This is a genomic window from Flavobacterium franklandianum, assembly GCF_007097365.1.
In the GTDB taxonomy this organism is placed as follows: domain Bacteria; phylum Bacteroidota; class Bacteroidia; order Flavobacteriales; family Flavobacteriaceae; genus Flavobacterium; species Flavobacterium franklandianum.
The window spans coordinates 49510-73733 of record NZ_VJZR01000009.1; the positions used below are offsets into that span (position 1 = coordinate 49510).

Annotated in this window: 19 protein-coding genes; 15 read left to right on the plus strand and 4 right to left on the minus strand. The window is 33.8% G+C overall.

Annotated features, from left to right (window positions below; all coding sequences use genetic code 11):
- Window positions 1-2 precede the first annotated feature (2 nt).
- Window positions 3-773 (minus strand): Fic family protein, encoded by a 771-nt coding sequence (locus FNW17_RS10890; RefSeq protein WP_143389564.1) that lies wholly within the window; start codon window positions 771-773, stop codon window positions 3-5.
- A 58-nt stretch (window positions 774-831) separates the two neighbouring features.
- A complete protein-coding gene (locus FNW17_RS10895) occupies window positions 832-2784 on the minus strand; it encodes a putative porin (RefSeq protein WP_143389563.1) in 1953 nt (650 codons plus the stop codon).
- Between the two features lie 375 nt (window positions 2785-3159).
- Here FNW17_RS10895 and FNW17_RS10900 point away from each other — a divergent pair, with 375 nt between their 5' ends.
- The 3 genes from FNW17_RS10900 to FNW17_RS10910 all read left to right on the plus strand — a co-directional run bounded on the left by FNW17_RS10900 (window position 3160) and on the right by FNW17_RS10910 (window position 5766).
- Entirely contained in the window at window positions 3160-3819 is a 660-nt protein-coding gene (locus FNW17_RS10900) for a ribonuclease HII (RefSeq protein WP_144071643.1), read from the plus strand.
- A 268-nt stretch (window positions 3820-4087) separates the two neighbouring features.
- Window positions 4088-5188: an ImmA/IrrE family metallo-endopeptidase gene (locus FNW17_RS10905; RefSeq protein WP_143389561.1), complete on the plus strand. Its 1101-nt coding sequence runs from the start codon at window positions 4088-4090 to the stop codon at window positions 5186-5188.
- Window positions 5185-5766, plus strand: a complete 582-nt coding sequence (locus FNW17_RS10910; RefSeq protein ID WP_126563280.1) for a DUF4411 family protein — start codon at window positions 5185-5187, stop codon at window positions 5764-5766. Before FNW17_RS10905 ends, FNW17_RS10910 begins: the two co-directional genes overlap by 4 nt.
- Before the next feature lie 108 nt (window positions 5767-5874).
- Here FNW17_RS10910 and lipB read toward each other — a convergent pair whose 3' ends face one another.
- Window positions 5875-6579, minus strand: coding sequence for a lipoyl(octanoyl) transferase LipB (gene lipB / locus FNW17_RS10915; RefSeq protein ID WP_143389560.1), 705 nt, complete (start codon window positions 6577-6579; stop codon window positions 5875-5877).
- A 332-nt stretch (window positions 6580-6911) separates the two neighbouring features.
- Between lipB and lysS the strand changes: the two genes are divergently transcribed.
- Window positions 6912-8621: a lysine--tRNA ligase gene (lysS, locus tag FNW17_RS10920; protein WP_144071644.1), complete on the plus strand. Its 1710-nt coding sequence runs from the start codon at window positions 6912-6914 to the stop codon at window positions 8619-8621.
- A gap of 65 nt (window positions 8622-8686) precedes the next feature.
- On the opposite strand, the gene FNW17_RS10925 is transcribed toward lysS, so the two are convergent.
- Window positions 8687-9616, minus strand: coding sequence for a glycerophosphodiester phosphodiesterase family protein (locus FNW17_RS10925; protein ID WP_218043866.1), 930 nt, complete (start codon window positions 9614-9616; stop codon window positions 8687-8689).
- 399 nt (window positions 9617-10015) lie between these two features.
- Between FNW17_RS10925 and ric the strand changes: the two genes are divergently transcribed.
- From ric to FNW17_RS10980, 11 genes are all read left to right on the plus strand, one after another.
- Window positions 10016-10747: an iron-sulfur cluster repair di-iron protein gene (ric, locus tag FNW17_RS10930; RefSeq protein ID WP_235893271.1), complete on the plus strand. Its 732-nt coding sequence runs from the start codon at window positions 10016-10018 to the stop codon at window positions 10745-10747.
- A gap of 35 nt (window positions 10748-10782) precedes the next feature.
- Window positions 10783-12894 carry a ribonucleoside triphosphate reductase gene (locus FNW17_RS10935; protein ID WP_144071646.1) on the plus strand — a complete coding sequence of 704 codons (2112 nt, stop codon included), beginning with the start codon at window positions 10783-10785 and terminating at the stop codon, window positions 12892-12894.
- 79 nt (window positions 12895-12973) lie between these two features.
- The gene (gene nrdD, locus FNW17_RS10940) at window positions 12974-13144 is read left to right on the plus strand and encodes an anaerobic ribonucleoside-triphosphate reductase (protein ID WP_108723451.1); all 171 of its coding nucleotides are present in this window, start codon (window positions 12974-12976) and stop codon (window positions 13142-13144) included.
- Complete coding sequence (locus tag FNW17_RS10945) at window positions 13101-13817, plus strand: anaerobic ribonucleoside-triphosphate reductase activating protein (protein ID WP_235893272.1); 717 nt, start codon at window positions 13101-13103, stop codon at window positions 13815-13817. Before nrdD ends, FNW17_RS10945 begins: the two co-directional genes overlap by 44 nt.
- A gap of 24 nt (window positions 13818-13841) precedes the next feature.
- On the plus strand, window positions 13842-14273 hold the full coding sequence (locus tag FNW17_RS10950; protein ID WP_126563177.1) for an RrF2 family transcriptional regulator: 432 nt from the start codon (window positions 13842-13844) through the stop codon (window positions 14271-14273).
- Window positions 14274-15018: 745 nt separating this feature from the next.
- A complete protein-coding gene (locus FNW17_RS10955; RefSeq protein WP_143389556.1) occupies window positions 15019-15864 on the plus strand; it encodes a CheR family methyltransferase in 846 nt (281 codons plus the stop codon).
- A complete protein-coding gene (locus tag FNW17_RS10960) occupies window positions 15864-16430 on the plus strand; it encodes a chemotaxis protein CheB (RefSeq protein ID WP_143389638.1) in 567 nt (188 codons plus the stop codon). The genes FNW17_RS10955 and FNW17_RS10960 overlap by 1 nt, the downstream gene beginning before the upstream one ends.
- A gap of 11 nt (window positions 16431-16441) precedes the next feature.
- Window positions 16442-20047, plus strand: coding sequence for a response regulator (locus tag FNW17_RS10965; RefSeq protein WP_144071647.1), 3606 nt, complete (start codon window positions 16442-16444; stop codon window positions 20045-20047).
- 40 nt (window positions 20048-20087) lie between these two features.
- Entirely contained in the window at window positions 20088-21179 is a 1092-nt protein-coding gene (locus FNW17_RS10970) for a sensor histidine kinase (RefSeq protein ID WP_144071648.1), read from the plus strand.
- A gap of 6 nt (window positions 21180-21185) precedes the next feature.
- Window positions 21186-21623, plus strand: coding sequence for a response regulator (locus FNW17_RS10975; protein WP_143389553.1), 438 nt, complete (start codon window positions 21186-21188; stop codon window positions 21621-21623).
- 182 nt (window positions 21624-21805) lie between these two features.
- Window positions 21806-23914: a response regulator gene (locus tag FNW17_RS10980; protein WP_144071649.1), complete on the plus strand. Its 2109-nt coding sequence runs from the start codon at window positions 21806-21808 to the stop codon at window positions 23912-23914.
- Window positions 23915-24224: the final 310 nt, after the last annotated feature.

Consider the following 24224-nt stretch of genomic DNA (forward strand, 5'->3'; position numbering starts at 1 on the left):
TTTTACACAAACAGTGATTTTGGAAACATTTCAAGAAAAGGCATCGCTTTAGAGTAATCTAAGGTTTCGTACTCAAAACCTAACCTTCTAAGATTATCATAATACAATTGATGATTTTGATAATAGTTTTTTTCGCTTTGAACAAACCAGGCTTTTGGCCCAAGTTTTTCCGACAAGAACCATTTTTCTAACAATCTTCCTGAGCGACCATTGCCATCATTCCAAGGATGTATTTTTACAAAAACCAAATGTATCATACTTGCGAAATAGAAAACTTCTTGAAAATTTAATTTTTGTTTCACCAAAGCTTCAATATCTTCATAAAATTGAATCATTTCGTCATCCACCTGATGAGGCAAAGCGGCGACATATTCAATTTGTCCTTCATCGTTAGTAATAAACATATTTTGGTAGCGGTGTTTTCCTTGCTGGCTTTTCGCAACTATATTCTTTGATAAAAGTTTATGTGCTTCAGCAATAGTGTTTTTATTCAATGCATTTGACTTTGCAAAAGAATAGGCATCATATAAATCGTCGATTTTTTTGGTATAATCTGGAAGAAATTCCATTCCAAATTTTTTATGTTTGATATAAGAATCCAATTCTATTTCTTCACCTTCAATTTTGCTAGAAAAAACTGACGCAACCGAAGTGTAAAAACTAAATGATTCCGTAGAAACTTCGGCATCACAAAGGGTGCTAAATTTTTCTTCTACTCCTTGTGGAAAGTTTTTTTTATAATCTTCTAAAAGTATTTCTGAAATTATTTTCATCGATTGTATTAGTTACTCAACAAATATAAAACTTATATCAGTTATACAAGTTCAATTTTTATTGGAAAAAATTCCAAACCAATCCAAAACGAATTATAAAGTCACCAGTAGGGTTATTTGGAGAGGACAAATAATTGTATCCGGAAAGCGCAGCATTAAAATGCTCTAAGGTTAAATAAACTCTAGTCCTTTGAATTCGCGCATTGAAGAAAAAATCGAAGTTGGCATAATTGCCCATTTTTTTCTGATTTTGAACAAAAAACTCCCCAATTACAGGATTGTATTCGTTACCATTATAACTAGTAAAATAATTAAAAGTGATTCCTGTTTGAAAAAACAAGGCTTTACGAAACATCTCCTGAGAGTAATAAAATGTATTTCTAGTGACAAATTCTGGAACATTCAGTATCAAATCAGATTGATCTACTTTTTGGTATAAAATCGTATTGTCTAATGCAAATTTCCAAAACTTAAATTCATTACTCGCCTTTACCGACAAATAATTAATAGTATTGGCATACTGTGAAGGTGCTATTATTTGTTGTTTTAAAGCAATTTGTTCCGCAGTTGAAATGTCAGCAAAATACAAATGATCATTAAATGTCGAATATTGCACAGAAACATTAATCCACTGAGAATTGGCGTTGACACTGATTGAATTAATTTTTTCGTTCTTAAAATCGTTGGACCAATTGTAATTTACATAACTACTTTGATACAAATTATAGTTGTCGTTGGGCAGTTTGTTTACATTTTGATATTGGAAAGAGAGTTGCATTTCCTCATTTAGCTCATATTGTATTTTAGCATCCAAATTCGAGAGCGATTGATTGGTAAACGACCTAGTGAAAAGAAATTTTCCTGTCCATTTCTTTTTCTGATAGTCATATTGACCTCCGTAACTGTCTATTCTTCGACTCAAAGACGCCGGAACCGTTTGGTCATCCTTAATCAAAATTTGGTTGTAATAATAATTGCTAAAAAAATCATCAACAAAAAAGTTAAACTTTCCTAAAGTTGTGTTCTCGTACGTTAAACCTACTTTATTATAGGTTTTGTTATAATGTGTTTGGTCGTTTATGCCACTAGTTTTATAGGAATCACCAAATCGATATACAGTTGTTCCTCCAACAGTCGAAGTTACGGTAGGCTGATTGTACTCGAAATATTTATTTTCATAATTAAATTGGTGAGTCACAAACAAATTATTATTTCCCTTCACGGAATTTATTCTAAAAAAATGATCTAAAAACACTCGTTTCCCTTTTAGAAACGATCGAGCATCTGTCAAATAAACTTCTAATCGATCTCGCTGTAAAAAAGCTGGGTTACCACTTTCAAAATCTTCAACGGTAGTAATTCCACCATTTTCTTCATTCATAATATCCTGACCGGTAAAATGAAAATTAGCAAAATATCGTTTATTTTTTGTGTTGTAACTGGTAGTAAACCTGAAATTTCCAGTACTTGTGAGTTGATTTATATATTTCCCTTCAGAACGTAATCCTTTGTAAGCTATTGAAAAATTTAATCTTGGAGAAGTATTTACCGAAAAAAAGGCGTCCAGATTTTGACCTTTTTTCATAACCGATTTAAAATACCATTCGGTAACAGGAGTGGCTACTGAACCATATCGAATTTGATTGGCTTCAAGAAAATTAAAGTGCTTCGCTTTAAATCCAAATTCTGGAAGTGGCGAAAAAGAATTCAAACTGTATTGCAATGTATTATACGTTTGCCCTTCGTTAGGAAAAGCCAAAAGTCCAAAAAGGTCTTTTCGCAGATAGTTATGACTGTATTTTTTTTGAATCGTAAGCGAAGTGTCGATATAAGTGGTGTCGCGCTCCAAAGTAATCACTCGATACATATCAATCGTGGCTACAGGTTTTTTTATTCTCAATGAATCATTCGCCATACTATTATTCGGAATGTTTGAATTATCACTGTTTTTCTCTTGAGAAAAAAGCAAAGTAGTACAAAATAATAAAACTACCAGAAAGGAAATTCTCATCGAGAAAGGATATAATTATAGGGAACCGTTTATTTAATCAAGGCAAAGGTAAATGAAAAAAGGTACAAATAAAAAAACAGTCTAATTTATGGGATTGTTTTGGCAAATGGAGATGAAACACGCTATTTTTAGCCCGTTGGTTATAACTCAATTTAGATTTTTTAACGCATAGAAACATAGTTTTTATTAATTTCACCAAGACGCTTCGCTTGATTTTAGCAAATCATAGCTATGTGAATCCAAGAATTGGTCTATCTAACTCTTTTTTCTATGATTCTATGCGTTTCAAATTTTACTGTTTCTAAAGATTTAATAATTACACACGGGTTATTTTTAAGAAAATTTTATAATCTTTGTTGTTCCAATACAATTAATATGCTGCTTGCTAATTTTTCGAAATTCATCTTAGAAGCCGGCACCGACGAAGCCGGTCGTGGCTGTCTTGCCGGTCCAGTAACAGCAGCTGCCGTAATGCTGCCAGAGGATTTTGAAAATATAATTTTGAACGATAGCAAGCAATTATCCGAAAAAATAAGAGAAAAGCTCCGGCCCATTATCGAAAGCCAAGCCGTTTCATTTGCCGTAACCCATTTACATCCCAAAGAAATTGACGAAATCAATATCCTGAATGCTTCTATGAAAGGAATGCAAGAATGTATTTTGAAATTAAACCAAATTCCCGAATTTATTATTGTGGACGGAAACAGAGCATTGAATGCTAAATTGGGTTTGAGAAACACTTTTGGAAAACGATTTACAAAAGAAGAAATTGAATTATTAAAATCGATCCCCAATCAAAGTATTATAAAAGGCGATTCGAAATATTTGAGTATTGCCGCAGCATCAGTTTTGGCAAAAACGTATCGTGACGAATATATGAATGCTATTCACGAAGAATTCCCAATGTACAACTGGAAGAAAAACAAAGGCTATCCCACTATGGAACATCGGGAAGCCATCCGAAAATATGGTGTGACAAAATACCATAGAATGACGTTTCGATTGTTGCCAGAACAGTTGAAATTGGAAATTTAGATTGTTTTCAATAAAAGTTATTTTGATGATTTGTAGTGAATTATTTATATATTTGAGAAGCAAATGAAGGATGACTTTTTATTATACCTATCTACCCAAAATTAGGTGTATAATATTGGTAACGTGATTACTTTATCCAAGTTATCTTAAGTTTTTCCAAACTTTGGTAACAAAACAGAATCTAATTTGTAATTTTGAAAAAAAATAAATTTTCTTGAAAACAGAGCATAATATAAACAGAATTCAATACTTATTGTCATTATACAATATGACAAAGTACGATCTATTGTCATCTGTGAATGAAGGTCTTAAAAAGAAAATAGAAATAAGTGACATTTATTCTGAAGAAATTAATTTAAATGTTCTAAAAAGAATTGACAAAATTTTTAATAAAGGTTTAAACTTCTACTTAGACCCAAAAGACATTGAAGTTAATAAAGAAGCAAGTATTTTTTTTAGAAAAACTCATTTCAATTCTGATTTAAATATTGGTACAAAAAAAATTGTCAATCATTTTGAAGAATTAAAATTAAATCTTTCAACTATATCTAAACTATCTGATTTAAGTTTTGAAAGATTAATTGAAATCTATAAAACATCTGATTCGCCTCAAAAAGTTGCAAATGAAGTCAGAAGTAAATTATACCCTGAATTCACGTTGAATTCACGCGATTTTTTAAAAGCTTTTATTGGAAAACTTGGCGCGAATAATATCTTCGTTTTTGAATTTATTGAAACCTGGAACAAAAAAGAAAAAGCGAATATTGATGGTTTTTTTCTACAACCAAATTTCATTGTTTTAAAAAGACAACAAAAATCTTTTAAACGAGAAATTTTCACTTTAGCTCACGAACTTGGACATTATTTACTAAACAAAGAAGAAGTTGAACAAGTAACAACTTTAAATATTGCAAGTGAAAATTTAAGCAAAATTGAAAGATGGTGTAATGATTTTGCTTATTATTTCTTAATTAATAACTACGAAAAATTTATTAACGATATAAAATTCGCAAATTCCCAAAACGATTATTATTTACAGGAAATTGAAGATATTTCTAAGTTTACGCATTTAAGTAAATTATCACTTTACACTCGTTTATTATATGAAAACAAAATTTCAAAATCTTCATACAATAACATAAGGGAAGATTTTGACAACCAATATAGATTACGCATAGCAGAAGAAGATAGAAAAAAAGAATTAGATAAATTAAAAGGAATCAAAATTGGAGGAGCTGTTCCTAAACCAATAAATTCCCCTTTATTTATTTCAACGATTCAGACTGCATTTTATGAAGGTGTTATAAATGAATACGAAGTATGTAAACGATTAAATATTAAACCAGAAAAATTAGAAGCGTACTTATGAAAATAGTTATTGATACAAACTCACTATTATCATTAGTTCGATACTATTTACCTTTTGATAATGAAAACCATTTACTTGATTTTTTTCAAAGTAAAATAGCTAATGGAAATATTGTAATAATTGACAAAGTTTATCAACAATGTCAATATCAAGCAAAAGGGTTAATTTTGGAGAAGTTAGAATTTTTAACAGAGAAAAACTTTTTAAAAGAATCGAAACAGCCATTTAAAACTTCTGACTTATTAATACCAAATCCAAAAAAATTCTTTCATTTACTGGATAATAACTTTGTGAATTCCATAGTGAAAAAACAAAAGAAAATTACTGATGCTGAATTTGAAGTTGAAAAAGAACGTTTTTTGGAAGATGCAGATATGAAACTTGTTATAGCTTCTTTAAATTTTATACAAAAAGGAGAAGATGTATTATTAATCACAGAAGAAACTAGTTCTAGCAACGACAATAAACTTTTTAACAAAATACCTCTAATCTGCTATGACCTCGAAATAGCAACTAAAACACTTCCTGAGTTAATAAGTATGTTTAACGATGACATAAAATTCAGCATTGTAAAATAAAGCCTACCACTAACAGCTTGAGTTTCGTTGCGTGCGCACCACGAACAATGAATTATTAATCACCAAATAAAATCAGTGTCAATCTGTTAAATCCGTGTCATCTGTGGCCTATTTAGTCACAAACTCCGCTCCAAATAATTGAGAAAAATGTTTCAATATTTTTGCTTTCACTTCTGCTTCATCAACTTTTTCCACTCCGAGTTCCACATTTAAAGACGTTACTGCTTTTCCTCGGATTCCACACGGAATAATGTTGTCAAAATAACCCAAATCCACGTTGACATTTAATGCAAAACCGTGCATCGTCACCCAACGGGAAGCACGAACGCCAAGTGCACAAATTTTTCTTGCAAACGGTGTTCCAACTCCGAGCCAAACTCCAGTTTCGCCTTCGCTTCGACCACATTCTAATCCATATTCTTGTAAAGTCAAGATGATGGATTCTTCAAGAAAACGCAGGTATTTATGAATGTCGGTAAAGAAATTTTCTAAGTCCAAAATAGGATAACCCACGATTTGGCCTGGGCCGTGATAGGTAATATCGCCACCACGATTGATTTTATAGAAAGTCGCTCCTTTGGCTTCGAGTTGTTTTTCGTTCAGCAATAAATTTTCCAAGTCACCACTTTTTCCCAAAGTATAAACGTGCGGATGTTCTACAAGAAGCAGGAAGTTGGGCGTTGGGAGTTGGGAGTTGGAATTTCGGTTTTTGATTTTCAAATCGACAATGCCTTTGAATATCTTTTCTTGGTATTCCCAAGTGGTTTTATAATCCTGACGTCCTAAATCTTGAAGTTGGATGGTTTTGTTCATTGCCTTATATTGAACTGCAAAGTTACAAAGTTTTTATTGGCAATGTTCCTTTAAATAAAAATGGCAGACGGATGACACGGATTTAACTGATTGTCACGGATTTTAGTATTGTTGTTCTTTTGAAAAAGTATTATGTAAAACAAAAAGTTGCCACTTAGCCCCGATAGAAGTAAAAATCCTTTTGGAGCAGTGTTTGCACCAAAAGATTATAACGAATAGCGGGACGACTGTTGATTGAAAAACCCGATATTTCTGCTCCAAAAAATTCTGAAATCTGCTTTCTGAAATCTGCAATCTATTTGTTATCTTTGTACTCTTAAAATCAGAACAGAATGGCATTATCCGAACAAGAAATCCTTCGTAGAGAAGCACTCACCCAATTGCGCAATTTAGGTATTGAACCTTATCCTGCAGCCGAATTAATCACAACCGCTTATTCCAGCGAAATCCACGCCGATTTCGAGAAGTTTGAAGGCAAGGAAGTGATCCTGGCCGGTCGTTTGATGGGAAAACGTATTATGGGGAAGGCCTCCTTTGCGGAGTTGAAAGATGCCGAAGGGCGTATTCAAATCTACGTTTCGAGAGATGACATTTCTACTGATGAAGAAAAAACGATGTACAATGTAGTTTTCAAAAAACTGTTGGATATTGGCGATTTCATTGGGGTTCGCGGTACGGTTTTCAAAACTCAAGTGGGCGAAATATCGGTTCACGTTTATGGCTTAACAGTTTTGGCGAAAGCCCTGAAACCTTTGCCAATTGTAAAAACGGATGCTGAAGGAAAAACACACGATGCTTTTTCGGATCCGGAACAAAGATACCGTCGTCGTTATGTAGATTTGACCGTGAATGACCACGTAAAAGAAACGTTTATCAAAAGAACAAAAATGTTCAATGCGATGCGTAATTTCTTCAATGATAGAGGCTATCTTGAAGTAGAAACTCCGGTTTTGCAACCGATTCCTGGTGGTGCTGCGGCGAGACCTTTTATCACGCACCACAACTCATTGGACATTCCGTTGTATATGCGAATTGCCAACGAATTGTATTTAAAAAGATTGATTGTTGGTGGTTTTGAAGGGGTTTATGAGTTTTCGAAAAACTTCCGTAACGAAGGAATGGACCGAACGCACAACCCAGAATTTACCGCAATGGAAATATATGTAGCCTACAAAGACTACAATTGGATGATGAAATTTGCCGAAGATCTTTTGGAGCATTGCGCCATTGCAGTTAACGGAAAAAGTGAAGCAACTTTTGGCGAACACCAAATCAATTTCAAAGCGCCGTATGCGAGAGTTACAATGACGGATTCCATCAAACATTTTACAGGTTTTGATATTTCTCGAAAGTCCGAAAGCGAACTTTTTGAAGCCGCAAGAGGAATGGGAATTGATGTGAATGCCACAATGGGAAAAGGAAAATTAATAGACGAAATTTTTGGCGCCAAATGCGAAGGAAATTACATTCAGCCCACTTTTATCACAGATTATCCAAAGGAAATGTCGCCTTTGTGCAAACAACACCGCGAGAATCCCGAATTGACAGAACGTTTTGAATTGATGGTTTGCGGCAAAGAAGTAGCAAATGCATATTCAGAATTGAATGATCCAATTGACCAAAGAGAACGTTTTGAAGATCAAATGCGATTGGCTGAAAAAGGCGATGACGAAGCTTCGGGAACTATTGATGAAGATTTCTTGAGAGCGTTGGAATACGGAATGCCTCCAACCTCAGGAATGGGAATTGGAATGGATAGACTAATTATGTATTTGACCAATAATGCTTCAATTCAAGAGGTATTGTTGTTCCCGCAAATGCGACCAGAAAAAAAACAAGTCCAAATTGAATTGTTGGACGAAGAAAAATTAATTCTGGCACTTTTGCAAACCAATGAAAACAAAATGGAATTGGGTATATTGAAAATTAAATCCGAGTTAAGTGGAAAAAAATGGGATGCTGCTATGAAAGGCTTGGCGAAACACGGATTGGTAAAAGTAAGTTTGGTGGGAGAAAGTAAAATTGTGGAAATAGTGGGATAAAATTTCCCCTCTAAATATAAATAAAAAGCCGGTTTCGAATTTTTGAAACTGGCTTTTTGAGTTTATTATATCTTACTAATTTTAATATGTTTCGATTTCAATTTTTTATCATCGGCATACTTCCTTAATTGTATTCCGGCTTCAATATGCCTGTCGGAGGAAAGTACATTCGCCCCATTTTCTATCAGTTTATAATACAAACTATCTCCTTTTGCGGCAGCACTTTTGTCAATATTGCCCATCGTTCCCAGAATACAAGCAATTTTTCGACTGTGTAAATACTGATACACTTCTGGTTTTGGCTCTGAAGTTCCTACAAAAGCAATCATTTTATCGGCTTTGACACCCAAATTTTCCATACGTTCCACATCTTCTTTTCCTCTGGCAGATACTGAAATCATTAAGTCGGGAGCTAATTTAGCTACTTCGGCAGCCTGATTCGCATTGTAGGTAATGATAACTGAATAACGCTCTGCTTGATTTCTCCGAACGGCATCAACAATCATCTGCATCGGAACGCCTTTCTTCACATCGAGAGTATAAATGACCTTGTCTTTTCCCCATTTTAGAACTTCGTCTAAGGTCTCAATTTTATAGGGAGTTTGATTTCCTTCATTATCCTCCAAAAATAATTGTTGCAATTCTTGATAGGTATAATTGTCAATTTTACCAGTTCCAGTAGTAGTCCTGTCTAATGTATTATCGTGCATCATCACCAAAACCGTATCTTTACTCAAGGCAATATCGGTTTCGATAATTGTGGGATTATATTGTATTGAATTGTTGAAAGTTGCCGTACAATTTTCCGGAAAACCTTTCACTGGACCACCTCGATGCGCACTCACTAATGGAATAGATTTATCGGAATGACTCAAAAACCGATGCAATTCTTTAGGCGTTTTGAATTGCAGCCGATATTCTTTTTGTTGTGCAAAGCTGTTGATGAAAATAAGCAAAAATAAGCTAAGAAAGAACCTTTTTGATCTGATGAACATATCGTTTTTTTTTATTGGCCAAAAGTAGCCAATTCAAAAGTCAAAAATTAAAATTAGACTTAAAATTATTTTAAGAATCAACAACGGAACAATTTTACACCCGGCGAAATCTTACAAAACTATTCCTTTTTGAAATTTGATGTTTAAAAATAATATTCAATCATATTTAGAATGCCAGTAAAATTATTTAGAAAAACCGCATTCTAGTTTCACTAAAATTATTTTGGATTGGTGGCGCATTTTTTATCAACCTTTGTTAATAAAAAAATGATAAAAAAAAAGAAATATGATTTAAATCATATGAAATAAAGCTTTTAAACTGTAGAATTATACTCGTAAAAAAGAGCTAATTATTTTTTATAATACACTGACATCTAAACCTATATTAAAAACAAAACTATGAACCTGCAAGAAATGACTACAATTGGAGATTTTGTTGCTCAAGATTATAGAACAGCAGCTGTCTTTACAAAATATGGAATCGATTTTTGTTGTAAAGGGCAAATAACTATAGATGAAGTTTGCAAAAAGAAAGACCTCAATGAAGCCAATTTATTGAATGACTTAAATGCTGTTTTGGCGTCAAAAAATGATACTGGAATAGACTTCAATTCATGGCCATTAGATTTACTAATCGATTATATTGAGAAAACCCACCACTGTTTTGTAGAAGAAAAAACTCCGGTAATTCTTCAATTTTTGAATAACTTGTGTAGCGTTCACGGAAGCAATCATCCTGAATTATTCGAAATCACAGAACTTTTCAAGAGTAGTGCAAATGAATTAGCTCCTCATATGAAAAAAGAAGAATTGGTATTGTTTCCTTTCATTAAAGAGATGATAACTGCCACAAAAAATCACGGCTCCGTTAATGAACCACCTTTTATGACCGTAAAAAATCCCATTTCAGCAATGATGCACGAACACGAACACGAAGGGGAACGATTCAGAGCCATTGCATCATTAACCAATAATTATTCTCCTCCAGAAGACGCTTGCAACACTTATCGCGTAACCTATGCAATGTTGCAGGAATTCGAACAAGATCTACACAAACACATTCACTTAGAAAGCAATATTGTATTTCCAAAGGCAAAAGCTTTGGAGAAATTTTTCTCAACTGAAGAATAACAAAACAACTAACAAAACCAAAATCAGTAAACACTATGGAAAAGTACGTCATTAAAAGGAACGGAGATTATAAACCGTTTGAAAGTTTCAAAATTGAAGATGCCATTGCAAAAAGTTTTAAAAGTGCTACCATAACATTTGACGAAAGTGTTTTTGAAAATGTAATTAAAGAATTGCAATACAAAGAAACCTGGTCAGTCGAAGAAATTCAGGATTTAATCGAGAAAAGCCTCTTCGAGAAACAGTATTTTGAAGTGATGCGTTCCTTTATGTTGTACCGTCACACAAGAAAATTACAGCGGGAACATGTTGAGGGAATCAATGACGACACCACTTATGTTGATAGTTCACAAACCATAGCTGAATACATTGAACAAACAGATTGGCGCATCAATGCCAATGCAAACACTTCCTATTCCAACGCTGGCTTGGTCAATAATGTGGCTGGAAAAATTATTGCTAATTATTGGTTGGACAAGGTTTACACTAAAGAAGAAGGCTATGCGCACAGAAATGGCGACTTACACATACACGATTTAGATTGTTTAACTGGTTATTGTGCTGGTTGGAGTTTACGTGTTTTACTAAATGAAGGTTTCAACGGAATTCGCGGTCGTGTAGAAAGCAAAGCACCATCTCATTTTAGAGAAGCTTTGGGCCAAATGGCTAATTTTATGGGAATTTTGCAAAGCGAATGGGCTGGCGCTCAAGCATTCAGTTCGTTTGACACCTATTTAGCGCCTTATGTTTTTAAAGACGACTTATCGTTTGATGATGTCTTGAAAGCCATTCGTAGTTTTGTCTATAATTTGAATGTCCCTGCTCGTTGGGGGCAATCTCCTTTCACTAACATTACTTTGGATTGGATAGTTCCAGAAGATTTAAAAATACAAATCCCCACAAAAAATGATCTTCATTTTTTCGAAAACAATTCAAATCAAGAGCTTTTGGAAAGAGCTAAAGAAAGAGGAGTTAATAAAGTTACCGATTTGCGTTACGAACATTTTCAAAAAGAAATGAACCTCATCAACAAGGCTTATTATACTGTAATGACCGAAGGCGATGCTAACGGACAGCCTTTTACTTTCCCAATTCCAACGGTGAATATCACCGAAGAATTTGATTGGAATGGAGAAAATACCGATTTACTTTTCGAAAATACCGCCAAAATAGGTTCTTCTTATTTCCAAAATTTCATTGGAAGCCAATATAAATTAGACGAAAATGGCGAAAAAGTAGAAAACGAAAATGCTTATAAACCCAATGCGGTTCGTAGTATGTGTTGTCGTTTGCAACTCGATTTGCGTGAATTATTGAAACGCGGAAACGGACTATTTGGAAGTGCCGAAATGACCGGAAGTATTGGCGTTGTGACCATCAATATGGCTCGTTTAGGCTATTTATATAGAGGAAACAAAATTGAATTATACAAGCAATTAGACAAATTATTATATATTTCTAAATCGACTCTGGAGAAAAAACGTGTGTTCATTCAGGAAATGTACGATCGCGGTTTGTATCCTTACACAAAACGCTATTTACAACATTTTAGGAATCACTTTTCGACTATTGGTGTAAACGGAATCAACGAAATGATTGTCAATTTTACAGGTAGAAAAGACACAGTAACATCTTCAATAGGAATTGATTTTGCTTCCGAAATTTTGGAACATATTCGGGGTCGAATGAAAGAATTTCAGGAAGAAACAGGTAATTTATACAATCTTGAAGCCACACCAGCCGAAGGAACTACGTATCGTTTTGCCAAAGAAGACAAAAAACGTTTCCCAAATATCATCCAAGCCGGACAAGATGATAACATTTATTATACTAACAGTTCCCAGATTCCTGTAGATCATACCGAAGATCCTTTTGAAGCGTTGCTTTTGCAAGACGAATTACAGTGCAAATACACCGGCGGAACTGTTTTACACTTATATATGAGCGAAAAAATGAGCTCTCCAGAAGCGTGCAAGCAATTTGTCAAAAAAGTATTGTCGAGCTTTAGATTGCCTTATATCACAGTGACTCCCGTGTTTAGCGTTTGTCCTATTCACGGCTATTTGAATGGAGAACACGAATATTGCCCAAAATGCGATGATGAATTAATAGAAGAAAAAGAAAAAAGTTCAAAGTTTCAGGTTTAAAGTTTCAAGTTGAGCAACTGTCTAAAACCTGAAACTTTAAACCTGAAACTTTAAACAATTTTAAACTAAAAAAAGAAATATGAAAACAGAAACTAAAACAAATCCAATTTTGGAAGAAAACCAGCATCTGAGAACCAAATGCTTGGTTTACACGAGAGTAATGGGCTATCACAGACCCGTAGAAAGTTTTAATATTGGCAAAAAAGGTGAACACAAACAACGCACTCATTTCACTGAAGGAAAATGTTAGCACCCCTATTTACAGCTTAACACCTTTCACTTTATTAGATTATCCGCATAAATCAGCTTGCATACTTTGGTTTGCAGGCTGTAATATGCGCTGTTTGTATTGTTACAACCCTGAGATTGTACTCGGAAAAGGAAGTCTTTCTTTCGGGAAAATACTTTCATTTTTATATTCAAGAAAGAATTTATTAGACGCTGTTGTTTTCAGTGGAGGCGAATGTGTGATGCATAAAAATATCATTCCGCTGATTTCCGAAGTTAAAAAAATGGGCTTTTTAGTCAAAATTGACACCAATGGCAGTTCGCCCGAAGTAATGCAAAAACTCATAAACAAAGACCTTATTGACTACATCGCATTAGATTATAAAGCCCCCAAATCGAAATTTGAAGCGATAACACAATCGGATTTATATGATCCTTTTGAAAAAACATTAGACCTCATTTTACAAGCCAAAATTCCTTGTGAAGTCAGAACCACCTACCATTCTGAATTACTTTTAGATGACGATTTGGAAACTATGATTCAGTTTTTGCAAAACAAGAACTATTCAGGCAATTACTACATCCAATATTTCAAAAACAATGTAGAAACACTTTCAAAACTAGAACGGTCCAATAATAAAATTGATTGCGAAAAACTTTCCACACCAACTATAAAGGTTGTTTTAAGAGAATAAAACTAATTTCTAATATTTAATAAAATGTTTTCAAAAACCTGCGAATACGCGATTAGAGCTTGTATTTTCATAGCCACACAATCCTTTCATAACAAAAGGGTTACCGTTAAGAATATTTCCGAGAAGATTGATTCTCCCAAGTCCTTTACGGCCAAAATTCTCCAAATTTTAGCCAAAAATAATCTTGTTCATTCCGTTCAAGGAATAGGCGGTGGTTTTGAAATCCCAAAAGAGATTATGAATCATATCAAGCTTTCGCAAATTGTAATCGCCATTGATGGGGATTCCATTTTCACTTGCTGTGGTTTGGGATTGGGTAAATGCGCAGAAATTCATCATTGCTCAGTTCACGAAAAATTCAAAGAAATAAGAAGCGAAATAGTCGATATGCTCAACTATACAAATCTTGAAGAACTGGCTATAGACATTTCTTTGGGGGAATCATTTTTGAAGTGACAGTTACAATCTTATGTTTACGAAAGAAATAAAGCAAGAAAAAGCCTAAATAAAATGATCTAAAAAATTTTAACCGACGATAATTTCATCGAAAAAAAAAAGAAATTAACAAAGGTTCAAACTGATGATAGCGGTTGGTTTATTATTAAATAAAAATCTTGAAAAATAGAGTGAGGAATATCCTAATTCAGAATATCCCGGAGGTAGATTGCCACAATTAAGATTAATTGAGAAATTGCCATGGGGTTGAAAATACTGCTCGAACCGCACCTTTAGCCAACTCAAGGGTAAAGTCAAAAGAGCCAAATCTACATGTTCTTAAAAACATATTGCTGTTCATAAATAAATACAAACATTATATAAGTAGTAAAAGCGATACAATGTCGTATTTTGAAATTATACAAAAATCATATAAAGTGTTGGATTTTATTGTTTAAATTTGTTTTTACCCCTTTGACTTTAAAACTTTCGACTTACTTATATCAAAGTTTATAAGGAATTTTATATATTAGTCTGGTCAAATATAAGAAGATGGCATAGAAAAAATATCTCTTTTTGCTATTAATTCAAAGCTAATCCTCAAAATCAATTTATTAATTGAATTATTATGAATGAAAAACACAAGCGTTTTCATTAGGGTAACTTTATATTTTCCCCTTTTAAATTTAGTGAGTGAGTGAGTGTTAGTATTCTAAGAACAAAATTGGCTTCCCTTATTTGAAAATAATAAGTATTTATTTACAAAATGAAAGATAAAGACATACAGGAATCGGAAATTTCATTATTATTGGAGACTGTTTATGAGAAATACGGTTATGATTTCAGGCAGTATTCTCAAGCACACATCAGACGTAGAATCATGAACAGGATCGTGATGTCTGGATTAGAAGATGTTTCTCAAATGCAATCTAAGGTGCTCAATGACGAAATATTTGCTTCAGAGCTTTTACAGGATCTATCAATAACAGTAACAGAAATGTTTCGTGATTCCAGTTTTTACAAATCATTACGAGAAAACGTAATACCAATTTTAAAAACCTATCCGTTTATAAAAATATGGCATGCTGGGTGTGCTACAGGCGAAGAAGCATATTCAATGGCCATCATTATGCAAGAAGAAGGTTTGTATGACAGAACCACGATATATGCAACAGATTTTAATCAACATGCCTTGAACAAAGCGAAAGAAGGAATCTTTTCGAATAAAAAGATAAAAGAATACACTATGAATTATCAATTATCAGGGGGAAAAGAATCTTTATCAGCTTATTATACATCCAATTATGGCAATGTGATTATGAATCAATCTTTGAAAAAAAATATTGTTTGGGCAAATCATAATTTAGTTACTGATAGTGTATTTGCAGAAGTACACTTGATATTATGCAGAAACGTGCTTATTTATTTTGAAAAAGATTTACAAAACAAAGTGCAAAAGCTTTTTTACAATAGTCTCATTAATGGCGGTATTTTATGTTTGGGTTCAAAAGAAGGGTTACGCTTTACAGATTTTTATGAGCAGTACAACGAGGCAGATAAAAAACAAAAAATATTTAAAAAGAAATATCAATTAGCTAGAGGTTTGGAATGATGAGTTACGAAGCAATTGTAATAGGAGTTTCATCAGGAGGATTGAAAGCGATGAAAATAATTTTTTCGCATTTGCCAAAGGGTTTCAAAACTCCGATTATTATTGTGCAGCATGTTAGTGCACATTCAGATAGCCTATGGATACAATTGTTAAATGATACCTATACTATAGATATAAAAGAAGCTGATGAAAAAGAAAAAATTGAAGACGGAAAAGTATATTTCGCGCCACCTAATTATCATTTATTGATCGAAAAGGATAAAACTTTTTCACTTACAATTGATGAGCGGGTAAATTATGCAAGACCATCAATCGATGTATTATTTGAATCGGCTGCCGAAGCGTATAAAAATAAATTGATTGGAATAATACTTACCGGTTCTAATAGTGACGGAACAAATGGAATAAAAAGAATACAAGAATGTGGTGGCTTAACGATTGTGCAAGATCCGAAAACAGCCGAAGCTGCTTATATGCCTAGATCTGCTATAGCTGCTATTCAACCGGATTATATTTTATCGCTGGAGGAGATAACAGCATTGCTCATAAAATTATGTTCAAATTAATATTATAATAAATGGAAAATAAAACAGATGATTTAAGTGTGGCTTTACAACAGATGCAAACTAACCTGAAAAAGGTGTCGGAAGAACATACCGAAAGAACATGGTTGCAGACAGGTAAAAATAATCTGAATGAAAAACTAAGCAGTGTAAAAACCTTGTTAGAATTATCAAAAGAAATTATTGATTTTCTTGTTTCATATACTTCTGCACAGATAGGCACTGTATATGTGTTTGAAGACGATGCCCTTCATTTACAGCATTCGTACGGTATAAACGGGAAGATTACAAGTTCTTTTCGGATGGGTGAAGGATTAGTGGGGCAGGCAGCAGTAGGAAAGTCATTGAATATACTCCATCAATTACCTGAAAATTATTTCAAAATAGAATCTTCATTAGGCAAAGAAAAACCCGACATTATTGCCATTTTACCTGCTGTTTTTAACAATCAAACCATGGCCGTAATTGAATTGGGAAAGTTTGGCGATTTTTCTCCTATGCAATATAATTTATTAAAAGAGATTTCTGAACCTATTGCGATTAGTATTAATGCAGTGGTTGCAAAAAAAAATCTTGAAAACCTGGTTTCCCAGTTAAAAAGTAAAGAAAAGGAATTAAATAATCAGATTAGTGCTATAAATAGATCGAGTGCCACAATAGAATTCGATTTAAACGGAATAATTTTAAGTGTCAATGAAATTTTTCTGAATCTGCTGGGTTACACTGAAAATGAAATTGTGGGGAAACACCATAGCCTTTTTGTTGAGAAGAGCCATGCAGCGTCAAAAGAGTATCGTCAATTCTGGGATAATTTGAGAAAAGGCGAATTTCAGCAAGAAGAATTTAAAAGGATTCATAAAAACGGAGAATCTGTGTGGTTTCTAGGTAGCTATAACCCGATCCTAGATGAATCCGGTAAACCAATAAAGATTTTAAAAATTGCAACGAATGTAACCCTTGCAAAAAAACAGCAGGTTGAAATAGACGCTATTACTACTGCCATATATAAGTCGAACCTTATAATAGAATTTGATTTAAACGGTATTATTTTAAAAGTCAACGATAACTTCCTAGATATTATGGGCTATAAGGAAAGTGAGATCATCGGCAAACACCATAGTATTTTTGTTGAGAAAGGATATGAAACTTCAATAGAATATACCGAATTCTGGAATAATTTAAAAAAAGGAATGTATCAGATGGGCGAGTTTAAACGGATTTCTAAAAGCGGTGAAACAGTCTGGATTAAAGGCAATTATAACCCGATATTTGATGAACAGGGAAACACGTATAAAATATTAAAATTCTCAACAGATGTAACTCTCGTCACAAAACAAGCATATAATCTGGCCCTGCAGGCAGAAGAACTTCAAACGCAGCAGGAAGAGTTGAAACAAATGAATGAAGAGTTGGAACAAATGAATGAAGAGTTAGAAGAACAGGCGCAAAATCTGAAACAACAGCAAGAAGAATTACAAATGTCTAATGAAGAACTGGAGGAACAGACCCAGTCATTGGAAGAACAGACCAAGTCATTAGAAGAAAAAAACAAAGAAGTTGAAGCTTCAAAATACGACATTGAACAGAAAACAAAACAACTGGAAATAAGCAGCAAATATAAATCCGAATTTCTTGCAAACATGTCGCATGAATTAAGGACACCACTTAATAGCTTGCTAATCCTGTCAAAAGATTTATCTGAAAATAGAAATAAAAATCTGGATGAGGACCAAGTAGAAAGTGCCGAAATTATTTATAAGAGCGGCCATGATCTGCTTATTTTAATTAATGAAGTTCTTGACCTCTCCAAGATAGAAGCAGGAAAAATGTCGGTAAATGTAGAAAGAGTATCACTTAGAAATTTTACAGATGAACTCCTTCGTAATTTTAAACATCAGGCTGAACAAAAAGGATTGAAGCTGACTTCAAAACTGAATGCAGCATTACCCGAATCCATCCGCACCGATTTGCAACGTTTGAATCAGATATTGAAAAATCTCTTATCCAATGCCATAAAATTCACCGAAAACGGAAGTGTGAACCTAAGTATTGACCGATATACCCAAAGTAAAGTAATCATCTCCGTAACCGATACAGGTATTGGAATACAGGAAGACAAGCAAATTGACATATTTGAAGCCTTTCAACAAGCAGATGGGGGTACTTCCAGAAAGTATGGCGGTACGGGCTTAGGCCTTTCCATTTCACGTGAACTTGCAAATTTGTTAGGAGCTGAAATAAAATTAAGCAGCAAATTAAACGAAGGATCTACTTTTTCAATCATTATTCCTCTGGAAATACATCCTGAACAAGAATCTCTAAGAACAAACACATTAGAAGAGGAGGTTCTGTATAAACCTCATTCCAATATCCATCAGGATGAGAATGACACAAAATATTTGAATTATCCTTCCATTCAAGATGACAGAGATACCATAACAAAGGATGATAAAGTAGTACTCATCGTTGAAGACGATCTGAAATTTGCTTCGGTACTTTTAAAGCAAGCCAACAAAAAAGGATTCAAATGTTTGGCGGCAGCAACCGGAGAAGATAGTTTATTGTTAGCAACAAAATACAAACCCCAAGCCATTATTCTTGATATGGAACTACCCGGTATCAATGGACATAAAGTGTTACTTGAATTAAAAACAAATCCATCCATAAGGCATATACCTGTGCATATTATTTCGGCAAATGAACGTTCGCTGGAACCTATAAAAGAAGGAGCAATTGAGTATTTGATGAAACCGGTAAATAAAAATGATCTAGAAGAAGCATTTAACAGAATTGAAAATTTCATTAGCAGAAAAATGAAAAACCTGCTCATTATTGAAGATAATGAAAATGCCAGGAAAGCCATGCGGAAACTTATTGGAAATGGGGATGTGAAATGTCTTGAGGCCGGAACAGGTAAAGATGCACTTGCTTTATATCAGGAAAATAAAATCGATTGCATTATACTGGATATTGGGTTACCCGACATGACCGGATTTGATCTTATCTATAAACTTGAGGGGTTAAAAGACCAAGACATTCCGCCTATTATTATTTATACTGGTAAGGAACTTACAAAAGAAGAAAACAATGAACTACAGAAATACGCAGAGAGCATTATCATTAAAGGAGTAAAATCTGAAGAACGATTGTTAGATGAAACTGCACTTTTCCTTCACAGAACCATCAGTAATTTGCCGGAATCAAAACAAATGATCATCAACAACTTGTATGATAAAGAAGCTGTTTTTCATTCAAAAAAAATATTATTGGTAGATGATGATATGAGAAATGTATTCGCATTATCAAAAATATTAAAAGAACGTGGAATGGAAATCATAAAAGCAGAAAACGGAAAAAATGCTTTGGAGATGTTGGATAAACATGCTGACATTGATATGGTATTGATGGATATTATGATGCCGGAAATGGATGGTTATGAAGCGATTAAACGAATACGACTACAAATAAAGCATAAGAATTTACCTGTAATTGCACTCACAGCAAAAGCTATGAATGATGATAAACAAAAATGTATTGAAGCAGGAGCCAACGATTATATCGCAAAACCTGTTGATGTAGAACGATTACTATCATTGATGCGTGTATGGTTAGGTAAATAAGTGTTATGAGTTAAGTGTTTTAATTTTAAACCGATCAGACATGAGTAAACCCAAAATATTAATAGTAGACGATAAGCCCGAAAATTTAAAAGCTTTAAGAAAAGTTCTTGAAGATCTGGACATTGAACTTGTAGAAGCAACAAGTGGAAATGATGCGCTTAAAGCTACCTTGCGCCATGATTTTGTTTTGGCATTAATAGATATTCAAATGCCAGAAATGGATGGTTATGAACTGGCCGGTATACTGCGTGAAGAAGAAAAAACTGCGCACCTGCCTTTTATATTTATTTCCGCGGTTTATAAGGATAATCTGTTTATTTTTAAAGGATATGAAAATGGTGCATTCAGCTTTATAACAAAACCTTTTCAGCCTGAAATATTAATAAATAAAGTTAAATTTTTTATTGAAAAACACCAACAGGAAGTTGCTTTATATGAGTTGAATGAGGAGTTACAAAACTCAAATAAAGAGTTGGAGGCATTCAGTTATTCTGTGTCTCACGATTTACGGGCACCTCTTCGCGCGATAAACGGCTATGCCGAAATACTCAATGAAGATTATGGGTCTAAACTGGATGATGAAGGGAAACGCATTATAGATATCATCCGCGATAACGCTACTAGAATGGGAATCCTGATTGATGTCCTACTTTCGTTCTCACGGCTTGGGAGGAAAGAGATTCAGATGACGGAAATTGACATGAATAAAATGATAGAAGAAGTGATGGTTGAATTAAATAAATCAACAACACATAATGCAAAAATAAAAATTGGCAAACTGCATGAAGTGAAAGCTGATTACGGTTTGCTTCGTCAGGTAATGATTAACCTAATCTCAAACGCAGTTAAGTACTCTTCAAAGAAAAAAAATCCTGTTGTGGAAATATCGTCGGAAGAAAAGAATGGTGAAATTATTTTTTCGGTAAAGGATAATGGGGCAGGTTTCGATATGCGATATGCGGATAAATTATTTGGCGTGTTTCAGCGCCTGCATTCGCAGGATGAGTTTGAAGGAACGGGAGTGGGACTGGCGATAGTGCAACGAATAATTTCCAGGCACGAAGGCAAAAGTTGGGCCGAAGGAACAGTGAACGAAGGAGCAGTGTTTTATTTCTCAATTATAAAAAACTAAAAAACTATGAATCACGAAATAGAAATTCTTTTGATAGAAGACAACAAGAACGATGCGGAATTAACCATCCGCGCATTGAAAAAAAATAATCTGGCAAACAAATTAGTGCATCTGAAAGATGGTGCAGAGGCAATTGATTTCATATTTGCGGAGGGAAATTATTCCGGTCGGAAAGTTGAAAATATCCCCAAAGTAATATTACTCGATTTAAAAATGCCAAAAGTAAACGGCATTGAGGTGCTTAAAAAAATAAAAGCAGATGAGCGCACAAAAAAAATCCCTGTCGTAATACTCACTTCATCCAAAGAAGACCCCGATATTCAGGAATGTTATCGTTTGGGAGTGAACAGTTATGTGGTGAAGCCTGTACAGTTTGAAGAATTCGTTAAATCGGTTTCCGAACTGGGATTGTACTGGATAATATCAAATCAACCTCCACGATAATGGACAATATACCAAAAACACTACAGGTAGAGAATCTAAAACAGATGTCGATTTGCTTTCAGATTTCTGAAAAGAAAACATTAACTTTAGCTATTTAAGAGCTTGAAATAAGAATGCTTTTATAAAGGCATTAAAAGAAAACAAGTACGATTTAATAATTGCTATCAAAATACAATAAAGTAATGAATGACAATCTAAAAATACTTATCCTTGAAGATAATCAATATGACGCTGATTTGATTCAACGCGAGTTGAAAAAATCAGGATTTAGGTTTACTTCGGAAATTGTCCAAACCCGTGAATCTTATGAGAGCGCCTTTGACAGCTTTAAACCGGATATAATACTGTCCGATTATTCTCTTCCTTCTTTTGACGGATTAGCCGCTTTCCACATCAAACAAAAAAAATCTCCCGACATTCCTTTTATTATTGTTTCCGGTACCATTGGTGAAGAAAATGTAGTTGAATTGCTTAAACAGGGAGCTACCGATTATGTGTTTAAAGATATGGGCAGGCTTGCCCTTGCTGTCCGTCGTGCTTTGGAAGAGGTAGCACAACAAAGAGAGCGGAAGCGCAATGAAAAGGTAATGAAAGAATATTTAGAGCAATACAGCACGATGATATCTGCCACTTTGTTTGGTTTTATGCTTACGGATGAGAAAGGAAAACTATTGGATGTAAATGACGCCTATTGCGGCATGTCTGGATACACCAAAGAAGAATTATTAAATCTTTCGGTTACCGATATTCAAGCAATTGATAATCCAGAAGAAGTTGCCGAACACATACAAAAGGTCATGGAATTCGGTACAAATCAGTTTGAAAGCAAACACAAATCTAAAGACGGTCTTTTTTTTGATATCGAAGTCAGTATGGGTTTTTTGCAATCCAAGAAACAATTTATTGCATTCATTCGCGATATCACTGACCGAAAGCTGTCAATAATAAATCTCAACAAAAAAAATGAACAAATTGAGGCTCAAAACCAGGAATATATTAAAATAAACAATGAACTTTCTTTTCAAAACGACGAGAAAGAAAAACGTGCAGCTGAACTGGTAATTGCGAACAAGGAACTTGCCTTTCAAAATAATGAAAAGGAAAAACGAGCAGCAGAGTTGGTCATTGCCAAAGAAAAAGCAGAGGAAAGTGACCGCCTAAAATCTGCATTTCTTGCCAATATGTCGCATGAAATAAGGACTCCAATGAATGGCATCTTAGGCTTTGCCGACTTATTGAAAGAGCCTAATCTTACTGGCAAGCAGCAGAAGGAGTATATTAAAATAATAGAGAAAAGCGGTTTTCGAATGCTCAATATCATTAACGATATTGTTGATATTTCCAAAATAGAAGCGGGACTGACTGAAGTTAATTTGAAAGAATCAAATATAAATGAGCAAATCGAATATATTTATACCTTCTTTAAACCTGAAGTTGAACAAAAAGGAATGCAACTTTTCTTTAAAAAATCTTTGGCTTCGAAAGAAGCCGTGATTAAAACGGATCGTGAGAAAATCTATGCAATTCTAACTAACCTTGTTAAAAATGCCATTAAATATACTGATGAAGGGTTTATAGAATATGGATATTGTATAAATACGGACAGCAAACCTACAGAATTGGAATTTTTTGTAAAAGACACAGGCATTGGGATTCCAAAGCACAGGCAGGAAGCGATTTTTGAACGATTTATCCAAGCCGATATTACTGATAAAATGGCGTATCAAGGAGCAGGATTGGGACTATCCATTTCAAAAGCATATGTAGAAATATTAGGGGGCAAAATCTGGGTAGAAAGTGAAGAAGGAAAAGGATCAACCTTTTATTTTACCATTCCATACCATACTGAATCGGAAGAGAAAAATCTTGTTGAAAATCTTATCCCGGATCTTGATGAGGCAAATAATTATGCTAAAAACCTGAAAATATTAATTGCCGAAGACGACAAAATATCCAGAATGCTGCTTACAAAAGCAATTAAAGTGTTTAGCAAAGAAATTATAGAAGCAATAGATGGAGTTGAAGCCCTTGAAGCTTGTAAAAATAATCTTGACATCGATCTAGTGATTATGGATATTAACATGCCTAACATGAATGGTCACGAAGCCACCAAGCAAATACGCCAATTCAATAAAAACGTGATTATAATTGCACAAACAGCCTATGCCTTTGATAGTGACAGAAAAGAGGCAATAGATGCAGGATGCAATGATTTTATTTCAAAACCCATTGTAAAAAATGAACTTTTGATGCTAATAAACAAGTATTTTAACAAAGATATAATAAATTGAACCCATTGGGTTTAAATTTTAAAAATTGACTTTTTTTTCAATTGAGAATCACTTAAATCAAACAATTCATTTAGTCCTTTTTCATTTAATTCAATGGCTTTGGCTTTTCTAAAATGCCAATAGGAATAATGTGACGATATTTGTAAAATAAAAAATACAACTAACTTACATTAAAGTAGTTTTTGTAATCTACCAGCGAGGAAAGAGGAGTTATCATATCGAAATATTTAAGCCAAAACTACCAACAACTGTATAGTCTCAAACGTCTGTGAAACAACTATTTTACTAACACTCACAAGAAACAAAAAAA

Bases quoted from the DNA above. Each gene is read 5' to 3' on its own strand.
- FNW17_RS10935 (WP_144071646.1), top strand. From the start codon at position 10,783: ATGGAAAAGTACGTCATTAAAAGGAACGGAGATTATAAACCGTTTGAA.
- FNW17_RS10960 (WP_143389638.1), top strand. From the start codon at position 15,864: ATGAGTTACGAAGCAATTGTAATAGGAGTTTCATCAGGAGGATTGAAA.
- FNW17_RS10900 (WP_144071643.1), top strand. From the start codon at position 3,160: ATGCTGCTTGCTAATTTTTCGAAATTCATCTTAGAAGCCGGCACCGAC.
- FNW17_RS10965 (WP_144071647.1), top strand. From the start codon at position 16,442: ATGGAAAATAAAACAGATGATTTAAGTGTGGCTTTACAACAGATGCAA.
- FNW17_RS10905 (WP_143389561.1), top strand. From the start codon at position 4,088: ATGACAAAGTACGATCTATTGTCATCTGTGAATGAAGGTCTTAAAAAG.
- nrdD (WP_108723451.1), top strand. From the start codon at position 12,974: ATGAAAACAGAAACTAAAACAAATCCAATTTTGGAAGAAAACCAGCAT.
- FNW17_RS10980 (WP_144071649.1), top strand. From the start codon at position 21,806: ATGAATGACAATCTAAAAATACTTATCCTTGAAGATAATCAATATGAC.
- ric (WP_235893271.1), top strand. From the start codon at position 10,016: ATGAACCTGCAAGAAATGACTACAATTGGAGATTTTGTTGCTCAAGAT.
- FNW17_RS10950 (WP_126563177.1), top strand. From the start codon at position 13,842: ATGTTTTCAAAAACCTGCGAATACGCGATTAGAGCTTGTATTTTCATA.
- FNW17_RS10910 (WP_126563280.1), top strand. From the start codon at position 5,185: ATGAAAATAGTTATTGATACAAACTCACTATTATCATTAGTTCGATAC.
- FNW17_RS10970 (WP_144071648.1), top strand. From the start codon at position 20,088: ATGAGTAAACCCAAAATATTAATAGTAGACGATAAGCCCGAAAATTTA.
- FNW17_RS10975 (WP_143389553.1), top strand. From the start codon at position 21,186: ATGAATCACGAAATAGAAATTCTTTTGATAGAAGACAACAAGAACGAT.
- FNW17_RS10890 (WP_143389564.1), bottom strand. From the start codon at position 773: ATGAAAATAATTTCAGAAATACTTTTAGAAGATTATAAAAAAAACTTT.
- lysS (WP_144071644.1), top strand. From the start codon at position 6,912: ATGGCATTATCCGAACAAGAAATCCTTCGTAGAGAAGCACTCACCCAA.
- FNW17_RS10925 (WP_218043866.1), bottom strand. From the start codon at position 9,616: ATGTTCATCAGATCAAAAAGGTTCTTTCTTAGCTTATTTTTGCTTATT.
- FNW17_RS10955 (WP_143389556.1), top strand. From the start codon at position 15,019: ATGAAAGATAAAGACATACAGGAATCGGAAATTTCATTATTATTGGAG.
- FNW17_RS10895 (WP_143389563.1), bottom strand. From the start codon at position 2,784: ATGAGAATTTCCTTTCTGGTAGTTTTATTATTTTGTACTACTTTGCTT.
- lipB (WP_143389560.1), bottom strand. From the start codon at position 6,579: ATGAACAAAACCATCCAACTTCAAGATTTAGGACGTCAGGATTATAAA.